This is a genomic window from Cytobacillus oceanisediminis (assembly GCF_004366035.1).
Classification (GTDB): Bacteria; Bacillota; Bacilli; order Bacillales; family Cytobacillaceae; genus Cytobacillus; species Cytobacillus oceanisediminis_C.
Genome location: NZ_SOEE01000014.1, coordinates 72,413 through 89,479, shown reverse-complemented (window position 1 = coordinate 89,479; position 17,067 = coordinate 72,413). Strand labels below are relative to the sequence as shown.

General features: G+C 40.6%; 17 protein-coding genes, 10 tRNA genes and 2 rRNA genes. 27 read left to right on the top strand and 2 right to left on the bottom strand.

Translation table 11 applies throughout. The annotated features are described in order from the left end of the window. The 13 genes from DFO72_RS25610 to rocF all read left to right on the top strand — a co-directional run. Positions 1-96, top strand: a 23S ribosomal RNA gene (locus DFO72_RS25610); the annotation flags it as partial. Between the two features lie 125 nt (positions 97-221). Beyond that, a 5S ribosomal RNA gene (gene rrf, locus DFO72_RS25605) occupies positions 222-338 on the top strand. 21 nt (positions 339-359) lie between these two features. Next, a tRNA-Asn gene (locus DFO72_RS25600) sits at positions 360-434 on the top strand. A gap of 36 nt (positions 435-470) precedes the next feature. Then, positions 471-543: transfer RNA gene (locus DFO72_RS25595), tRNA-Thr, on the top strand. Between the two features lie 27 nt (positions 544-570). Continuing rightward, a tRNA-Glu gene (locus DFO72_RS25590) sits at positions 571-645 on the top strand. Between the two features lie 4 nt (positions 646-649). Then, a tRNA-Val gene (locus DFO72_RS25585) sits at positions 650-725 on the top strand. A 20-nt stretch (positions 726-745) separates the two neighbouring features. Beyond that, positions 746-821: transfer RNA gene (locus tag DFO72_RS25580), tRNA-Thr, on the top strand. A gap of 15 nt (positions 822-836) precedes the next feature. Continuing rightward, positions 837-920: transfer RNA gene (locus DFO72_RS25575), tRNA-Tyr, on the top strand. 65 nt (positions 921-985) lie between these two features. Next, positions 986-1,060, top strand: a tRNA-Gln gene (locus DFO72_RS25570). Between the two features lie 5 nt (positions 1,061-1,065). Next, a tRNA-Lys gene (locus DFO72_RS25565) sits at positions 1,066-1,138 on the top strand. A gap of 67 nt (positions 1,139-1,205) precedes the next feature. Then, positions 1,206-1,280 (top strand) — tRNA-Gly (locus DFO72_RS25560). A 7-nt stretch (positions 1,281-1,287) separates the two neighbouring features. Next, positions 1,288-1,363, top strand: a tRNA-Ala gene (locus DFO72_RS25555). A 192-nt stretch (positions 1,364-1,555) separates the two neighbouring features. After that, positions 1,556-2,461 (top strand): arginase, encoded by a 906-nt coding sequence (gene rocF, locus DFO72_RS25550; protein WP_113885089.1) that lies wholly within the window; start codon positions 1,556-1,558, stop codon positions 2,459-2,461. 42 nt (positions 2,462-2,503) lie between these two features. Here the strand turns inward: rocF and DFO72_RS25545 are convergent, their stop codons facing one another. Next, positions 2,504-2,662, bottom strand: a complete 159-nt coding sequence (locus tag DFO72_RS25545; protein WP_113885088.1) for an aspartyl-phosphate phosphatase Spo0E family protein — start codon at positions 2,660-2,662, stop codon at positions 2,504-2,506. 174 nt (positions 2,663-2,836) lie between these two features. On the opposite strand from DFO72_RS25545, the gene sigW reads away from it, so the two are divergent. The 14 genes from sigW to DFO72_RS25480 all read left to right on the top strand — a co-directional run bounded on the left by sigW (position 2,837) and on the right by DFO72_RS25480 (position 16,080). Then, positions 2,837-3,400 (top strand): RNA polymerase sigma factor SigW, encoded by a 564-nt coding sequence (gene sigW / locus DFO72_RS25540; protein ID WP_048008702.1) that lies wholly within the window; start codon positions 2,837-2,839, stop codon positions 3,398-3,400. Positions 3,401-3,417: 17 nt separating this feature from the next. Next, entirely contained in the window at positions 3,418-4,053 is a 636-nt protein-coding gene (locus tag DFO72_RS25535; RefSeq protein WP_113885087.1) for an anti-sigma factor family protein, read from the top strand. 177 nt (positions 4,054-4,230) lie between these two features. Continuing rightward, positions 4,231-5,058, top strand: a complete 828-nt coding sequence (gene cdaA, locus DFO72_RS25530; protein WP_113885086.1) for a diadenylate cyclase CdaA — start codon at positions 4,231-4,233, stop codon at positions 5,056-5,058. Next, the gene (locus DFO72_RS25525; protein ID WP_113885085.1) at positions 5,051-6,373 is read left to right on the top strand and encodes a CdaR family protein; all 1,323 of its coding nucleotides are present in this window, start codon (positions 5,051-5,053) and stop codon (positions 6,371-6,373) included. Before cdaA ends, DFO72_RS25525 begins: the two co-directional genes overlap by 8 nt. Positions 6,374-6,407: 34 nt before the next feature. Further along, positions 6,408-7,757 carry a phosphoglucosamine mutase gene (glmM, locus tag DFO72_RS25520; RefSeq protein ID WP_113885084.1) on the top strand — a complete coding sequence of 450 codons (1,350 nt, stop codon included), beginning with the start codon at positions 6,408-6,410 and terminating at the stop codon, positions 7,755-7,757. Positions 7,758-8,050: 293 nt separating this feature from the next. Beyond that, on the top strand, positions 8,051-8,176 hold the full coding sequence (locus DFO72_RS30495) for a hypothetical protein (protein WP_258549837.1): 126 nt from the start codon (positions 8,051-8,053) through the stop codon (positions 8,174-8,176). Positions 8,177-8,272: 96 nt separating this feature from the next. Continuing rightward, positions 8,273-10,075 (top strand): glutamine--fructose-6-phosphate transaminase (isomerizing), encoded by a 1,803-nt coding sequence (gene glmS, locus DFO72_RS25515; protein WP_113885082.1) that lies wholly within the window; start codon positions 8,273-8,275, stop codon positions 10,073-10,075. Positions 10,076-10,367: 292 nt separating this feature from the next. Then, positions 10,368-10,757, top strand: a complete 390-nt coding sequence (locus tag DFO72_RS25510) for a ribbon-helix-helix protein, CopG family (RefSeq protein WP_113885081.1) — start codon at positions 10,368-10,370, stop codon at positions 10,755-10,757. Between the two features lie 336 nt (positions 10,758-11,093). After that, a complete protein-coding gene (locus DFO72_RS25505) occupies positions 11,094-12,047 on the top strand; it encodes an ABC transporter permease (protein ID WP_009336388.1) in 954 nt (317 codons plus the stop codon). Next, complete coding sequence (locus tag DFO72_RS25500) at positions 12,037-12,990, top strand: iron chelate uptake ABC transporter family permease subunit (protein WP_113885080.1); 954 nt, start codon at positions 12,037-12,039, stop codon at positions 12,988-12,990. Before DFO72_RS25505 ends, DFO72_RS25500 begins: the two co-directional genes overlap by 11 nt. Next, positions 12,987-13,754, top strand: a complete 768-nt coding sequence (locus tag DFO72_RS25495) for an iron ABC transporter ATP-binding protein (RefSeq protein WP_113885079.1) — start codon at positions 12,987-12,989, stop codon at positions 13,752-13,754. Before DFO72_RS25500 ends, DFO72_RS25495 begins: the two co-directional genes overlap by 4 nt. 210 nt (positions 13,755-13,964) lie before the next feature. Beyond that, a complete protein-coding gene (locus DFO72_RS25490; RefSeq protein ID WP_113885078.1) occupies positions 13,965-14,990 on the top strand; it encodes a siderophore ABC transporter substrate-binding protein in 1,026 nt (341 codons plus the stop codon). Positions 14,991-15,050: 60 nt separating this feature from the next. Further along, positions 15,051-15,455 (top strand): hypothetical protein, encoded by a 405-nt coding sequence (locus DFO72_RS25485; protein ID WP_113885077.1) that lies wholly within the window; start codon positions 15,051-15,053, stop codon positions 15,453-15,455. Next, positions 15,442-16,080: an O-methyltransferase gene (locus tag DFO72_RS25480; RefSeq protein ID WP_113885076.1), complete on the top strand. Its 639-nt coding sequence runs from the start codon at positions 15,442-15,444 to the stop codon at positions 16,078-16,080. Before DFO72_RS25485 ends, DFO72_RS25480 begins: the two co-directional genes overlap by 14 nt. Before the next feature lie 77 nt (positions 16,081-16,157). Here DFO72_RS25480 and DFO72_RS25475 read toward each other — a convergent pair whose 3' ends face one another. Next, the gene (locus tag DFO72_RS25475; RefSeq protein WP_113885075.1) at positions 16,158-16,994 is read right to left on the bottom strand and encodes a TetR/AcrR family transcriptional regulator; all 837 of its coding nucleotides are present in this window, start codon (positions 16,992-16,994) and stop codon (positions 16,158-16,160) included. Between the last annotated feature and the right edge of the window lie 73 nt (positions 16,995-17,067).

Sequence of the window (17,067 nt, the reverse complement as noted above, 5' to 3'; positions counted from 1 at the left end):
TAAGATCCCTGAAAGATGATCAGGTTGATAGGTCAGAGGTGGAAGCGTGGCGACATGTGGAGCTGACTGATACTAATCGATCGAGGACTTAACCACATTGGTAGAATACTCGGCATATGCTTCTTCATACATTATCTAGTTTTGAGGGAACGAAAAAATGAAATTTCCTCTTGAAAAAAACATCAAAAGAAAGTATAATCATACTTGTCTTTTGAAAATAGTCTGGTGGCGATGGCGAGAAGGTCACACCCGTTCCCATACCGAACACGGAAGTTAAGCTTCTCAGCGCCGATGGTAGTTAGGGGCTGTCCCCTTGTGAGAGTAGGACGCTGCCGGGCTGTTTACTAAAATACCAATTTTCCGCAGTAGCTCAGTGGTAGAGCATTCGGCTGTTAACCGAACGGTCGCAGGTTCGAATCCTGCCTGCGGAGCCATTTTCATAAAGCCCCTTTTGGGAATTATGAGCTGTTGCTTCCATAGCTCAGCAGGTAGAGCACTTCCATGGTAAGGAAGAGGTCACCGGTTCGAGCCCGGTTGGAAGCTCTTTTAATTTAGACAACTAGAGTACTAGGCCCCTTGGTCAAGCGGTTAAGACACCGCCCTTTCACGGCGGTAACACGGGTTCGAATCCCGTAGGGGTCACCATAATGGAGGATTAGCTCAGCTGGGAGAGCATCTGCCTTACAAGCAGAGGGTCGGCGGTTCGATCCCGTCATCCTCCACCATTAATTTAAATGTACAAGCTGCCGGTGTAGCTCAATTGGTAGAGCAACTGACTTGTAATCAGTAGGTTGGGGGTTCAAGTCCTCTCGCCGGCACCATCTTGTTTTATAGATGGAGGGGTAGCGAAGTGGCTAAACGCGGCGGACTGTAAATCCGCTCCTTCGGGTTCGGCAGTTCGAATCTGCCCCCCTCCACCATTTATTTTTAATAAAAACACAAAAAACTGGACAAGATATGAATGTCCTTTTTATTTTGTCATTATTGGGCTATAGCCAAGCGGTAAGGCACCGGACTTTGACTCCGTCACTCGCAGGTTCGAATCCTGCTAGCCCAGCCAATTTCGAGCCATTAGCTCAGTCGGTAGAGCATCTGACTTTTAATCAGAGGGTCGAAGGTTCGAGTCCTTCATGGCTCACTTTATAGAAAAACACAGACCTTGGGAATCGATTCCTGAAGGTCTTACTTTTCATATAAATATGTTTGCGGAAGTAGTTCAGTGGTAGAACATCACCTTGCCAAGGTGGGGGTCGCGGGTTCGAATCCCGTCTTCCGCTCCAAATAAATGGGGCCTTAGCTCAGCTGGGAGAGCGCCTGCTTTGCACGCAGGAGGTCAGCGGTTCGATCCCGCTAGGCTCCACCATTATACATCATGCGACAATCCTTAAACCATCATGGTTTAGGGATTTTTTATTTCTCATCATTAGAGGTGAACACCTGGTTGTTAGGACTTTCTTCCCCGGAAACCGCATATATATACACGATTTTGTCGAGTTGAGTCATGTGTTTGAAAGCGGTTAAAATATGAGTATGAAGGGAAAGGGAGGACTTTACTATGAAAAGACAGAAATTATCGATAATTGGAATGCCGATGGATCTTGGCCAGATGAGACGCGGTGTGGACATGGGGCCAAGTGCGATCCGATATGCCGGTGTAAATGAACGATTAAAGTGTTTATTCGAAGAAATCCATGACCAGGGCGATATTGCCATCGGCCGTCCAGAAGTTCAAATCGATCCAAATTCAAATCTTAGAAACTTGGACCTTATTGCTGAAAAGACAGAAAAACTAGGCGAAGAAGTTGATAAAGCAATAGAAAGCGGTTCTTTTCCATTAGTACTGGGCGGCGATCACAGCATCGCAATCGGAACCTTGGCCGGTGTTTCGAAGCACTATAAAAATCTTGGGGTAATCTGGTATGATGCCCACGGTGATTTAAATACAGCTGAAACTTCACCATCAGGGAACATACACGGTATGCCTCTTGCAGTAAGCCTGGGAATTGGCCACCCGCTTTTAACCAATGTAGGGGGATATGCTCCAAAGGTTAAGCCAGAGAATATTGTCATTATTGGGGCAAGATCTTTGGATGAAGGAGAGCGGGAGCTTATTAAGGAAAGAGGCATTAAAGTATACACCATGCACGAAATCGACCGGATTGGGATGACAAAGGTCATGGAGGAGTCTATTACATATTTAAAAGAAAGAAATACAGATGGTGTTCATCTGTCTTTAGATTTGGATGGACTGGATCCGCATGATGCCCCTGGTGTTGGAACTCCAGTTATTGGAGGTATCAGCTACCGTGAAAGCCACTTGGCCATGGAGATGCTTGCAGAATCGCAGATCATTACATCGGCTGAATTTGTAGAGGTTAACCCAATTTTGGATGACAAAAACAAAACAGCTACTGTGGCAGTCGCGCTTATGGGTTCATTATTTGGCGAGAAGCTTCTATAATAATAGAAAAATAAAAATGAGCAGAACGTATACAAGTTCTGCTCATTTTTTTGCTGTAAGTGTATAATATTTATTTAGAAGCTGATCGAGTTTCGTGCTCGTATCAACTACCAAGTGGTCTGTAAAAGAAGCGGAAGCTGTTAACTGAATCATTCTTGATCGGCAATCCTCAATATCTCTCAATAATTCCTTAACACACACCGTAACCAACCCTTTTCGATTAATTTAGTACTTTTATACCCTAAAAGGAAAAAAATAAACCAGAATAAGTAAAAATTTGCTAATATAGAAATTGAATGTTTTTTAATTAAAATGAAACCTTTTCCGCTATCGATTCGTATTATCGATTAGCCGCACTGGAGCGGAGGTAAAAAAATGGAGACAATCGTAAAGAAGAGGATAAAGCAAGTATTAAAAGGCGACCAGGATGCTTATGCTGAAGTTGTTGAAATATACAAAGATAAAGTTTTTCAGATTTGCTACAGAATGCTGGGAAACAGGCATGAGGCAGAGGATATCGCACAGGAGGCTTTCTTAAGAGCCTATGTTAACATTGCCAGCTTTAATATTGACTTGAAATTTTCCACGTGGCTCTATCGGATTGCCACTAACCTTTGTATAGACAGAATCAGAAAAAAGAAGCCTGATTATTATCTGGATGCAGAGGTCGCAGGAACGGATGGACTGAACATGTATTCTCAAATTGCTTCAGATGCGAGGCTGCCGGAGGAAGATGTTGAAAGCCTGGAACTGCAGGAAACAATCCAAAGGGAAATATCGAAGCTTCCGGAGAAATATCGTTCGGTTATTGTTCTAAAATATATTGAAGAATTATCGCTGAACGAGATCAGTGAAACGCTGGACCTTCCTCTGGGAACGGTTAAAACCAGAATTCACCGGGGCAGGGAAGCACTTAGGAATCAATTAAGATACGTTTAAAAAAGAGGGTGAGAACTTTGAAATGTCCAGCAGAAATGGTTGTTTATATGCATGAGTACCTAGATGAAGAGATCTCAGCCGAACATGAGAAGGAATTAAGGGCACATCTGCAGAACTGTGAGGAATGCCAAATTCATTTCCATGAATTAAAGAAGACGATCGCTTTAGTCCAAAGCACTTCACATATACAGGCACCTGAAAATTTCACAGCAAACGTTATGGCCAAATTACCCAAAGAGAAGCGGAAAGTCGGGGTCCAGCGCTGGTTCAGGCATCATCCGATTCTAACTGCTGCATCCCTCTTTCTTGTTCTGATGATGGGAAGCGTCGTATCATCCTGGGATCAGGATCACCAACTATCAGTTTCCAAGCAGCCAAACCTTGTGGTGGAAAATGATAAGGTGATTGTACCCGAAGGCGAAGTGGTAAAAGGCGATGTAGTAGTTAAGAACGGCGACTTGGAAATCCAGGGCGAAATAGACGGAAATGTTACAGTCATCAATGGCCAGCAGTACATGGCTTCAGCAGGTAATGTTACCGGAGAAATTGAAGAGGTTGATGCCATTTTCGAATGGCTATGGTACCACATCAAAAAGGCAGCCAAAGATGCTGTAAACGTATTTGAAAGCGGAGAAACAGATAAAGAGAAATAGACATAACCATAGTAAGAATCCCTGCTTTAATGCAGGGATTCTTAGTGTACTTATTTTTCCAGGTGGTGTCTGTTGTCTCAAAATTGGAATTAGCGTCAAATATGATATAATATGAAAGTTACATAAAGGAACTTTAAGCATTTATTGCTTTTGAAATATATATTTGGAGGAAGGATAATGTCGTTTGCAGATTTCTCTATTTTGAAATTGTTGGCTAATACAATAGACATTCTCCTTGTCTGGTACGTCATCTATAAACTCATAATGATTGTAAAAGGAACAAAGGCTGTCCAATTGCTAAAAGGGATTTTTGTCATTATCCTGGTCAAAGTAGCAAGCGACAAGTTCCACCTGCAAACATTAGGCTGGATGATGGAACAAGTGCTTCTTTGGGGATTTCTGGCCATCATAATCATTTTCCAGCCGGAGCTGCGAAGAGCATTGGAGCAATTGGGGAGAGGAAGATTCTTCTCAAGGACAGCTAATCAGGAGGAGGAAAATCAGGAGAAACTGGTCGAATCCATTGCTAAGGCTGTGGATTATATGGCTAAACGCCGCATTGGGGCGCTTATTTCAGTTGAGAGGGAAACAGGGATGAACGATTATATTGAAACCGGTATTCAGCTGGATTCTAAAATATCATCTGAGCTCCTGATTAATATATTTATACCGAACACACCGCTGCATGACGGAGCCGTTATCATTCAAAAGAATTGTGTGGCAGCAGCAGCGTGTTATCTTCCTCTGTCAGAAAGCCCCTTCATCTCAAAAGAGCTCGGCACCAGGCATAGGGCTGCTTTAGGTATAAGTGAAGTAACCGACAGTATTACCATTATCGTATCAGAGGAAACAGGAAGTGTTTCCTTAACCAAAAACGGTGAGCTGCACCGTGATTTAAAAGCTGAAGCTTTTAAAGATATGCTTTCAAATGAATTGCTTGTTCAACAGAAACTAAAGCAGACTTCTTCAGGTCTTTGGAACTGGAGGGGGAAAAAGAATGGATAAGTTAATTGATAAATTGGTAGATACCCGCTGGTTCATGAAAATTGTTGCCTTGATACTGGCACTTTTTCTATTTGACTCTGTGTATGATGCAGATAAGGAATTAAAGGATATAAACGTTCCTGGCCAGCAGGATTCAGGCATTGTTGAAAATGTCCCGGTGAAAAGCTATTATGATACGGAAAATCTGGTCGTTACCGGTATTCCGGAAACAGTGGACTTAAATATAGAAGGGCCAAAAAGCCACTTGGAGCAAGCTAAAAAACTGCAGAACTTTGAAGTATATGTAGATTTGACAAATGCAGAAATCGGCTCTCAAAGAGTGGAAATTAAGATCCGCGATATCTCAGATAAACTTGATGTGACAATCAACCCGCAATATGCAGATGTGACAGTCCACGAAAAAGTGACCCAGGAGTTTAAAGTGGATGCAGAATTTAATAATGGACTGCTTGGTGAGGGGTATTCAGCCGATGCGGCATCTGCGGAACCAAAGACGGTAAAAATCACAGGTGCAAAAGAAGTGATCGAGCGGATCAGCTTTGTTAAAGCAACCTTGGATGTAAAGGGGCCAATAACCGAGACAATCACTGATGAAGCAACTGTCAGGGTATTGGACCGTGAGATGAATAAGCTTGATGTTATTGTGGAACCCCAGGTAATTCAAGTAACAGTGCCGGTTAAGCAGTTAAGCAAGACGGTTCCCGTTACGATCGTCCGGAAGGGGGACCCTCAAGATGGTGTTACCATTAATTCGATTGAACTCGATGTTAACGAGGCTTCCATAACGGGCCGGGAAGAAATATTAAATGAGACTGAAAGTGTCAGGGTAGAGGTGGATGTAAGCAAGATCGAAAAAGATACCGTGCTCACCCTACCGGTTATTATTCCGGATGGCATTTCTGCAGTGGACCCTAAGACAGTGAAGGCGTCTATTGACGTTAGCACTGAGGAGAACGCTGAGAATGCTGATAGAGAAGAGGAAAGCACCGAAGAGCCTGCAGAAGAAACACAGGCACAGGAACAAGAGGAAACCAAAACCTTTTCAAGCCTCCCCATCAATTTAGCCGGCTTAGCTGAAGAATATGAAGCAGTCCTTAAAAATCCAGCTTCCGGACGGACAAGTATTACGGTTACCGGAAAAAGCAGCACGGTTCAGGATCTCAAAGCGGAAGATTTTAATCTGTATTTGAGCCTGGCAGACCTTGGTGAAGGTGATCATGAGGTGCCAATCAATGTCGATGGCCCTTCAGGGGTGGATATAAAAACTGCATCAGGTAAAGCGACTATTACAATTACGCGAAAAGAAGAAGCTTAATATAGTTTTTAAAGTTAGAAGGAGCGATTATAAAATGGGTAAATATTTCGGTACAGATGGAGTACGAGGAGTTGCAAATAGTGAATTGACACCAGAGCTGGCTTTTAAACTGGGCCGTTTTGGGGGTTATGTATTAACGAAGGACCATGATCGTCCGAAAGTATTAATCGGCCGTGATACCCGTATTTCGGGCCATATGCTCGAAGGCGCACTCGTAGCGGGGCTATTATCAATCGGAGCAGAAGTTATGCGCCTCGGTGTCATTTCAACGCCTGGCGTCGCTTATTTAACAAAAGCTCTGGGTGCAGAAGCTGGCGTAATGATTTCTGCTTCCCATAATCCTGTTGAAGATAACGGAATCAAATTCTTTGGCCCGGATGGGTTTAAATTGTCCGATGATCAGGAAGCTGAAATTGAGCAATTGATGGATATGGCAGAAGACCAGCTTCCAAGACCGGTCGGAGGCAGCCTGGGGCAGGTAAATGATTATTTTGAAGGAGGACAGAAGTATCTTCAATACCTAAAGCAGACGGTTGATGAAGATTTCTCAGGCATCCACATTGCGCTCGATTGTGCACATGGGGCCACTTCTCCGCTGGCAACACACCTATTTGCTGATCTTGATGCTGATCTTTCCATGATGGGAGCATCTCCTAATGGATTAAATATCAATGCAGGAGTCGGTTCTACTCATCCTGAGGCATTGTCTGCCTTTGTTAAGGAAAAAGAAGCAGATGTAGGTTTGGCTTTTGATGGAGATGGCGACCGTTTAATTGCCATTGATGAGAATGGCGATATTGTAGATGGCGACCAAATCATGTATATCTGCGGAAAATACATGAAAGAGCAGGGAAGACTTAAGCAAAACACAGTAGTTTCCACTGTGATGAGCAACCTTGGATACTATAAAGGGCTTGAAGCCAACGGTGTGGAAAGTGTTCAGACAGCTGTAGGCGACCGCTATGTTGTGGAAGAAATGAAGAAGAATGGCTACAACCTTGGCGGAGAACAGTCAGGTCATATCATTTTCCTGGACTACATCACAACTGGAGATGGGCTTTTGACAGGCCTTCAGCTTGTTAACATCATGAAAGTAACAAAGAAGCCGCTATCTGAGCTTGCGAACGAAATGAAGAAATTCCCGCAAAAGCTTGTAAACATTCGTGTCACAGATAAACATCATGTGACAGACAATGAAAAAGTGAAAGAAGTCATTGCACAGGTTGAAGAAGAAATGAACGGAAACGGCCGGATTCTGGTCCGTCCTTCCGGTACAGAGCCGCTTGTACGCGTAATGGCAGAAGCCCCAACGAGTGAACTTTGCGCATCATATGTAGAGCGCATCGCTGCCGTTGTTGAAAGTGAAATGGGATTAAAGGAATAAAAGCACAAATCATATGCATAAGGGAACTCCGGAACTCCCTTATGCATATTTTTATATATGGAGTTTACAGCTGCACGAAAAGGGAATACCCAAATGGCCGGCTGGCAGCTGCCTTCATTTATCTGTTGACGGAAGTCTGACTTTGATGTATGATAATCCTGTTTTTGTATTTAAGAATACAGGACATCTTTTATTCAAGAAGAGAAAGGTGGATCGTGAGAAATTAATTAAATTTAAAGCGCCTGAACTGATCCTGGACGTAAGGATTAGTTGACGAGGAGGAGGTTTATCGAATGTTCGGCGGATGCCTCCCGGTTGAAAGCACAACCGATGATTTCTTCTTTAAAACATTCGGGCAACTGAATGGACAAAGAGAAGGGAATGCTAAAACTAAGAAACGCTCATCCAAGAGGCTGTGATGCCCCTTAGAGCGGCGAATATAAAAAAACAGAGATAAGGGGCAGGACTGCCCCGAAAAGGCTTCTTGCCCCTTCATTATTAGGAGGAAAAGAAGTATGTGTGGTATCGTTGGATATATTGGAAACTTAGATTCAAAGGAAATTTTATTAAAGGGCTTGGAAAAGCTTGAATATAGAGGCTATGATTCAGCTGGCATCGCCGTTATGAATGATAACGGGGTTCAGGTTTTCAAGGAAAAAGGCCGTATTGCGGACCTACGCAATATTGTTGATGAAGATGTGGTGGCAAACACAGGGATCGGACACACCCGCTGGGCGACTCACGGGGTTCCAAGCACAGTAAATGCCCACCCTCATCAAAGCAATTCAGGCCGTTTTACGCTTGTTCACAATGGCGTTATTGAGAACTATGACATCTTAAAGCGCGAATATTTGCAGGGAGTTGCCCTTAAAAGTGATACAGATACAGAAATCATCGTTCAGCTGATTGAACTATTCGTGAACGAAGGTTCTTATACTGAAGAAGCGTTCCGCAAAACGCTGACACTTTTAAAAGGCTCTTATGCAATTGCCCTTTTGGATGCAGAAAACAATGAAACAATTTTTGTTGCGAAAAACAAGAGTCCTCTTCTGGTTGGATTAGGTGAAACGTTCAATGTAGTCGCTTCTGACGCAATGGCGATGCTGCAAGTTACAGATCAATATGTTGAACTAATGGACAAAGAAATCGTTATTGTCACAAAAGATGCTGTTAAGATTCAGACGCTGAATGGCGAGGAAATCAGCCGTGATCCGTATACGGCCGAATTGGATGCAAGCGATATTGAAAAAGGAACATATCCTCACTACATGCTGAAAGAGATCGATGAGCAGCCTTTAGTGATGCGCAAAATCATCCAGAAGTATCAAGATGATAATGGCGAGCTGACAATCGACCAGGAAATCGTTGAAGCAATGAACGATGCAGACCGCATTTATATCATTGCTGCCGGGACTTCTTATCATGCAGGTCTTGTCGGAAAGCAGTTCATTGAAAAAATCGCCAAAATCCCGGTTGAAGTTCATATTTCAAGTGAGTTTGGCTACAATATTCCGCTGCTTTCAGAGAAGCCGCTATTTATCTTTATCTCTCAAAGCGGTGAGACAGCAGATAGCCGTGCCGTACTTGTAAATGTGAAGGAAATGGGCCATAAGGCATTAACCATTACAAACGTTCCAGGTTCAACTCTATCACGTGAAGCAGATTACACATTATTGCTTCATGCTGGTCCTGAAATTGCAGTTGCTTCTACAAAGGCTTATACAGCCCAGATTGCTGTATTATCCATTCTTGCAGAAGTTACTGCGAAGAGCCGCGGATTGGAACTGAACTTCAACCTTGTTCAGGAACTGGGCATTGTTGCTAACGCAATGGAAGTCCTTTGCGATGCGAAGGAAGATTTCGAAGATATAGCACGCAAATTCCTTTCTACTACACGCAATGCGTTCTTTATTGGCCGTGGGATTGACTACTATGTTGGCCTTGAAGGTGCACTTAAGCTGAAGGAAATTTCATATATTCAAGCTGAAGGCTTTGCAGGCGGAGAATTAAAGCATGGAACCATCGCTTTAATCGAGAACGGTACGCCAATCATTGCTCTGGCAACTCAAGAAAGTGTTAACTTAAGCATTCGCGGCAACGTCAAAGAGGTTGTTGCCCGTGGAGCAAACCCTTGCATCATTTCCATGAAAGGGCTGGAAACAGAAGAAGACAGCTTTATCATTCCGGAAGTGAACGAGCTATTAACACCTCTTATCTCTGTAATACCTTTACAATTAATCTCTTACTTTGCTGCGCTGCACCGTGAGTGTGACGTAGATAAGCCGCGTAACCTGGCTAAGTCGGTTACTGTGGAGTAAGGAAAGTCTGTACTAATGTTGGACCAGTAAAGTTGTGGATGCCGGCTTGAAAATTGCCGCTCCATAACATCATAATAATTTGATTAAGTAAGACTCAATCCAATTACAGGATTGGGTCTTTTTTTTTAATGAGAATTACATATAAGACCGGCATCAATTCATTTAAACTGTGAATATTTTGCCGTCTAATGTAAATAAAATGAAGGAAGTTACCGATTCAGTCAGGATTTACAACCGTTTTCTTAAAGGGTATGATTTTTATAGATAGATAATAGATTATGGGAGCGGAATAATGAAAGAATTAACATTCAAATCCTACGACCAATTTCTCCACTTTAACGAACATAAGGCAATGGAAAAAGCAATTATGAAGGGACTTCAAGGAGATGAACTGGAAAAATTCAAGCTTGAATTTCTGCAAAGGGCCAAAAACATGTGGAAAGAATATGATTGTGATCTTTGGCTACAAAAGCACGGATATGTCATCATAAATGTTTGGAAAGACGGGAGCGGCAAAAGAAAAGTTACAAGAGGAAGGCCGAAAAAATTAGATTCTGAAAAATATTTGCACACTGTTCATGTAAGGCTGGATGAGGAAACATATCGGCAGCTTACGAATCACTGCCAGGAGAATCAGATTGACGTATCTGAGGCTATCCGGGTTCTAATTAAAACATTATAGAGGCCCGCGCATAGAAGATTCAACTTTTTGGTTTGAATCTTCTTTTTTTATGTTTCTTTATTAAAGTGAGAATAAATTTAGACAATTACCGAAATTTACTATCTGCCTCTTTTCTTTTATTATTTTTTGTGATACATTTATTGTGTTGGCAAGTTGATAATCATTTTCAATAAACAAAAAAGTTATACATATCAAGGTTCTTTTTTTTTGCTATTAGATGATAATGATTATCATTGTTTTTAAAAATAGTTTTATAGATTTAGTACTATTCCTTAGCTTGGAATAAAGATCTTTTCAATTGTTGAAATGATAATAAACATGTTATGAGGGTTATTAATGAGATTATGGATGTTAGGAATTGCAGCCATCGTTCTGTCTTTTATCTCGCTATTTATCGGAGCAATAGATATAACGCCTAAGGATCTGCTTAATTGGGAATCAGATGAAACACATATTTTCCTTATTAGCCGCATCCCACGGTTATTGGCGATAATATTAGCGGGGGCAGGGATGAGTATTGCCGGTTTAATTATGCAGTCTTTAAGCCGAAATAAATTTGTATCACCAACAACTGCTGGAACTTTGGATGCGGCAAAACTGGGTATTTTAATTTCCATGCTGTTTTTTACGAATGTAACCTATACACAGCAAGTTATTTTTAGTTTTGCCTTTGCTTTAGCAGGTACATTTCTCTTTATGCAGATTTTAGATCGTATAAAATTTAAAGATGTTATTTTTGTTCCATTAATCGGAATTATGTATGGGAATATACTATCTTCCATTACAACGTTCTTTGGATATGAAGCGGATCTGCTGCAAAATATATCTTCCTGGCTTATGGGAAGTTTCACTTTGATTATTGCTGGCCGTTATGAACTCTTATATGTTAGTATTCCAGCTATTATTCTAGCGTATCTTTATGCGAATAAATTTACAGTTGCAGGAATGGGTGAAGATTTTGCGAGAAATCTTGGTTTAAGTTATAAACTAGTACTAAATATTGGTCTGGTCCTTGTTGCGGTTATATCGACAACGGTTGTCCTTACTGTCGGGGTTATTCCATTTCTAGGACTAATAGTTCCCAATATTGTCTCCTTATATTTAGGTGACAACCTGCGCAAAACAATTCCGCATACAGCGGTGTTAGGAATTGTCTTCTTATTAATATGTGACATTCTAGGGCGCATCATCATTCATCCTTATGAAATTCCAGTTAATGTAACAGTGGCAGTGATAGGCAGTGCAATCTTCTTAACGATGCTGCTTAGGGGGAGAGCATATGCGAAATAGTACAAAACTGATGATTCTAGCAGCTATTGCCCTTGTGTTTATTTTGTTATATGGCTTTTATGATATTAAAGGCGGCTTTGATTATGCCTTTCCTAAGCGTATGCTCCGAGTTACAGCAATGATTATTACAGGAATCGCAATTGCTTATTCTACAGTTGTGTTCCAGACAATTACGCATAACCGTATTTTAACACCTTCTGTTATGGGCCTTGATTCTATGTATCAAGTAGTACAAACATTAATCTACTTCTTTGCAGGGTCGATGTCAGTGTGGGTGTTAAATAAATATTTAAACTTTGGCGCAGCCATTTTTGCCATGGTCGTCTTTGCTTTGATTTTATATCGGTTTTTGTTCAGGGCTGATAAGCATCCCATTTATTTTCTTCTATTAATAGGGATGATTATAGGGACACTTCTGGGAAGCTTTGTCACATTCCTGCAAGTATTGATAGATCCAGTCGAATATTTAAGTCTTCAAAGCCGGTTGTTTGCGACCTTTACAAACGTAAAAGCTGAGTTATTATTTATTTCAATTGGCATCCTATTTCTTGCTTTTCTCTATGGCTACCTCATTATGGATAAACTGGATGTTATGTCACTTGGCCGCGAAAATGCGATAAATCTTGGCATTAATTATGACGGCATGGTAATGAGAATTTTAATTTTATCGTCTGTTTTAATTGCTGCATCTACAGCGCTTGTCGGCCCAATTACATTTTTTGGATTAATTGTTGCCAATCTCTCCTATCAGTATCTGGTGACGTATAAACACTCCATCCACATATTAGGGGCTAGCTTGATCAGTATTATTGCATTGGTCGGCGGTAATTTCCTTGTGGAGCATATTTTTGAGTTGCGTACAACATTAAGTGTCATTATTAACTTTATCGGCGGTATTTACTTTATTTATCTATTACTTAAGGAAAGTAGGGCAGCAGGATGATTGAAATCAAAGGATTAACAAAACAATTTGGTAAAAAGCCTGTTGTAGAGGATGTTACAGTCACAATCGAGCCGGGGACCATCACCTCTTTTATTGGACCGAATGGTGCTGGTAAATCAACACTTCTTTCTATGGTAAGCCGTTTATTAGAAGCAGATACAGGTGAGGTATTACTCGATCAGAATAATGTGAAAAAGTGGAAGTCTTCGGATTTTGCAAAGAGAGTATCTATTTTGAAACAAGCCAATTACCTTAATGTGAGGTTAACAGTGCGTGAGCTTGTTTCATTTGGGCGCTATCCCTATTCAAGAGGACGTTTAGCGGCTGAAGACGAAAAGTTTGTTGATCAAGCCATTGAATATATGAATTTAGCTGATATGGAAGACAAATATTTAGATGAATTATCAGGTGGTCAAAAGCAACGGGCATTTATTGCAATGGTCATTGCTCAGGATACGGATTATATCCTGCTGGATGAGCCTTTAAATAACCTGGATATGAAGCATTCAGTTCAAATTATGAAAATTTTGCGCAAGCTTGTTGATGAACTTGGAAAGACAGTTGTCATTGTTTTGCATGACATAAATTTTGCATCTGTTTATTCTGATCGTATCGTAGCGTTGAAAAATGGCCGGCTGATGAGAAATGGGCCGACCCATGAAATCATAAATTCTGAAGTGCTTCGTGAAATTTATGATATGGATATTCCCATTCAAGAACAGAATGGCTGCAGAATTTGTGTCTATTTTAATTCACATACGTAAACTTTGAAGTAATAAATATACCTGGAGAAATCTATTGTATTTCTTCAGGGATTAGCTTTTTTTTGTGTCAGATTCCTGAAAAATTGGAAGATAATTTAAAAAAACATCAAAAAGTTATTGACTAATAAAGATTATTCAATAATAATTATCATCATAATTGATAATGATAATCAATATCAAATAATAAATAAAAAGGGAGAGTTAAGAAAGATGAAAAAACTATTTTATGCATTGTTAGCAGCTATGGTATTATTGCTTGCCGCATGTGGTTCTAGCGAAGAAGCTTCAAAAGAAGAATCAGCTGATAAAGCAGCAGAGGAAGAAACAAATGGAACTGGAACAGAAGGAAACGCAGCCTATCCAATGACGGTATCTCCGACAGTTGCCTCAACAGAAGGCAATGAGGGCGGTACAACTAACTTTGAAGATGTGAAATTTGAAAAGATGCCAGAAAAAATTGCTGTATTCGATTATGGTTTCTTAGATACATTAGATGCTCTAGGTGTTGAAGGAATTGTTGGGGTTGCAAAAGATTCTACCCTGCCAGCTCACCTTGAAAAATACGCTTCTGAAGAGTATAAAAGCGTTGGTGGATTAAAGGAACCTTTACTTGAAGATATCGCTGAAATGGATCCGGATGTAATCTTTATCTCTGGGCGTCAGTCAGCATTCTATGAAGAATTAAAAGAAATCGCTCCTGTTGTGTTTGTTGGTACGTCTGAGGCTGACTACTGGAACACATTCCAATCTTCTGTAGATCTAGCGGCGAAAATGTTTGATAAAGAAGCAGAAGCTGAAGAGTACATGGCAAAATATGATTCAGCTTTAGAAGAAATCAAAGCTTTAGCTGGAAACTACGAAACCTCTCTAGTTACAATGTACAATGAAGGTAAATTATCAGGTTTTGCAACAAATTCCCGTTTCGGCTACATTTATGACATTTATGGATTCAAGCCGGTAACAGAAGATATCGAGTCTTCTTCTCACGGTTCTAACTTCGGCTTTGAAGCCATCCTGGAATTTAACCCACAAGTGCTATTTGTAATTGACCGTACAGCAGCTACTGGTGGCGACTCTAATATTGAAGCTGATATGGAAAACGATATCATTAAGAAAACAGATGCCTTTAAAAATGAAAGAATCGTTTACTTAGATGGCCCTCTATGGTACCTAAGTGGAGGCGGTTTACAATCCGAGCTTGCTAAAATTGAGGAAGTTTTAGATGAGTTGAAATAAACTATGTAAGGGACTGTCCAGAATGTCAGTGAGAACTGACCCTCTGGCAGTCCCTTTTCAATGATTTGTTGTATACATTTGTATACAATTCAAAATAATACATCGTATACATTTGATAGAGTTCGTGGTGAAAACAGACATCAAAATGATGGTCATGAACGAAGGGATCGCAGTGCAAAAACATTTCGCAGAGGAAGAGCCCTTACCTTTTTAGAGAGAATGAGCCTTAAACGTTCTGCACTAAAGAAACAATTAGAAACGCCAGAGCTGCAATCAATTAATCCGATACTAGTCGGGGAGCTAAAAGCAATTGATATGGTGATCAGCGAATTCGTACAGTTATTTGAGCTTTACGAATTTGAAGAAGGGGAAACAGCTAGCAAAACGGAAGATAAGGAAGATTTAGTGAAAGATTCCAATGAAGAGAAAAAAATAAAAAGGGGCGGGGAAAATGAAACAAATTAACAGATATATCGATTCAGTTTTTTACAGCCAGGATGATATTTTAGAGGCAGTTCTTATTTCCATAAAAGAGAACGGTATGCGGTCCATATCAGTATCTCCTTCTACTGGTAAGCTTCTTACGCTGCTAGTATCTATGTCGGGGGCAAAAAGTGTACTTGAGATCGGGGCCCTTGGGGGGTATAGCGGGATTTGCTTAGCCAGGGGATTCGATCGGTCAGGAACATTAACTTCCCTTGAACTTATGGAGAGCTACGCAAAATTAGCAAATACTAATCTGTCTAAAGCTGGTTTTGGCAGTCAAGTATCATATTTAATCGGACCAGCTTTGCAAAGTCTCGAACAGCTTGTTAGCGATAATAGACAATTTGATTTTTTCTTTATCGATGCAGATAAAGAAAATTACGAAAACTATCTGAATTATTGCATCAGACTAGCGGAAAATGGAGCTTTAATTGTTTGTGATAATGTACTGGCTAAAGGCAGTGTAGCAGACGAGAGTGCTGAACCTGAACGTCATACTGAATTCATGAAAAAATTTAATGAAACAGTTGCTAACCATCCTCAATTGGAATCTGTGCTTATTCCTATCGGTGATGGGCTGACTGTTTCAAAAGTAAAAAAATAAAAAAACACTATGCGGTAATAATCCTATATAGCAGGAAAATGGCAGGATGCCTGCTAAAGCATTCTGCCTTTCATGGTCTAAATTTCATAGAAATGGAGTAGCAGATAAGCAATCCATCTGCAATGTGGGTTGTTTCTGATATTTGTAATCAGCCCTTTTACGATAGCAGGATTCAAGCTGCGCTCCTGTACATCCTGCTTTAGCAGGATGAGGGATTCCTTTTCAATCGAGTCTTCTAATTCCTCTATTTTTTGCTCCATAACTTCAATTAGTTGCCCGTGAGTCATCTCTTCATGTCCCGTTTTCCTGAACATCTCGTAAAGCTCATCGGTTATAAACGGGATAGTCGAATGCTTTGCAAGAAGTTCTGTCTTCTCTGCAAGTGATCGGCATAGAAGGTCCAAATCCAAAGGCACATTGAAAAATAAAAATAAATGAGAGTACACATGCATAAAGCCTTTGATGCAATAGATTAAATCGTATTTTGTATGCTGGACGGTTTCTCCGTATAACTGATCAAGCATGGATAGAGTAATATCATCAATTAATTGGTCAAAGTGACGCCCTTTTGATATAAGCTCTTCGTTAAATGTATGTGCCTGTTCTTTGATGAAAATCTTGGCAAAGTCTGAATGCTTTTGAAAGGAGTGGAACGTGGTGTAAAAAAACTTTCTTAAAAGCTCTTCGCCCCTGTTATTCGAGTCTTTGACTATATGGTCAATATCTGAAACGAATTGCTCCATAAAATGATCAATCAAGGCCATGATTAATTCATCTTTTGATTTGAATGATAAGTAGAAAGCTCCTTTGGAAATACCGGAGTGCTCTGTGATCTGCTGTACAGAGGTAGCTTCAAACCCTTGCTTTGCAAAGAGTTCTAAAGCGCTTTCCATAATTAATTGCTTTTTGCTCATGTAATGGTGTCACTCCTTTTTGATTGACAAATGACCAACCAGTCATTATTATATGTAATTGAGTCTAACAAGT

What these genes read in the sequence shown, in the direction of transcription:
- rocF (WP_113885089.1), top strand. Translation starts at nt 1,556, where the DNA reads ATGAAAAGACAGAAATTATCGATAATTGGAATGCCGATGGATCTTGGC.
- sigW (WP_048008702.1), top strand. Translation starts at nt 2,837, where the DNA reads ATGGAGACAATCGTAAAGAAGAGGATAAAGCAAGTATTAAAAGGCGAC.
- cdaA (WP_113885086.1), top strand. Translation starts at nt 4,231, where the DNA reads ATGTCGTTTGCAGATTTCTCTATTTTGAAATTGTTGGCTAATACAATA.
- DFO72_RS25525 (WP_113885085.1), top strand. Translation starts at nt 5,051, where the DNA reads ATGGATAAGTTAATTGATAAATTGGTAGATACCCGCTGGTTCATGAAA.
- glmM (WP_113885084.1), top strand. Translation starts at nt 6,408, where the DNA reads ATGGGTAAATATTTCGGTACAGATGGAGTACGAGGAGTTGCAAATAGT.
- DFO72_RS30495 (WP_258549837.1), top strand. Translation starts at nt 8,051, where the DNA reads ATGTTCGGCGGATGCCTCCCGGTTGAAAGCACAACCGATGATTTCTTC.
- glmS (WP_113885082.1), top strand. Translation starts at nt 8,273, where the DNA reads ATGTGTGGTATCGTTGGATATATTGGAAACTTAGATTCAAAGGAAATT.
- DFO72_RS25510 (WP_113885081.1), top strand. Translation starts at nt 10,368, where the DNA reads ATGAAAGAATTAACATTCAAATCCTACGACCAATTTCTCCACTTTAAC.
- DFO72_RS25505 (WP_009336388.1), top strand. Translation starts at nt 11,094, where the DNA reads ATGAGATTATGGATGTTAGGAATTGCAGCCATCGTTCTGTCTTTTATC.
- DFO72_RS25500 (WP_113885080.1), top strand. Translation starts at nt 12,037, where the DNA reads ATGCGAAATAGTACAAAACTGATGATTCTAGCAGCTATTGCCCTTGTG.
- DFO72_RS25495 (WP_113885079.1), top strand. Translation starts at nt 12,987, where the DNA reads ATGATTGAAATCAAAGGATTAACAAAACAATTTGGTAAAAAGCCTGTT.
- DFO72_RS25490 (WP_113885078.1), top strand. Translation starts at nt 13,965, where the DNA reads ATGAAAAAACTATTTTATGCATTGTTAGCAGCTATGGTATTATTGCTT.
- DFO72_RS25485 (WP_113885077.1), top strand. Translation starts at nt 15,051, where the DNA reads ATGATTTGTTGTATACATTTGTATACAATTCAAAATAATACATCGTAT.
- DFO72_RS25480 (WP_113885076.1), top strand. Translation starts at nt 15,442, where the DNA reads ATGAAACAAATTAACAGATATATCGATTCAGTTTTTTACAGCCAGGAT.
- DFO72_RS25475 (WP_113885075.1), bottom strand. Translation starts at nt 16,994, where the DNA reads ATGAGCAAAAAGCAATTAATTATGGAAAGCGCTTTAGAACTCTTTGCA.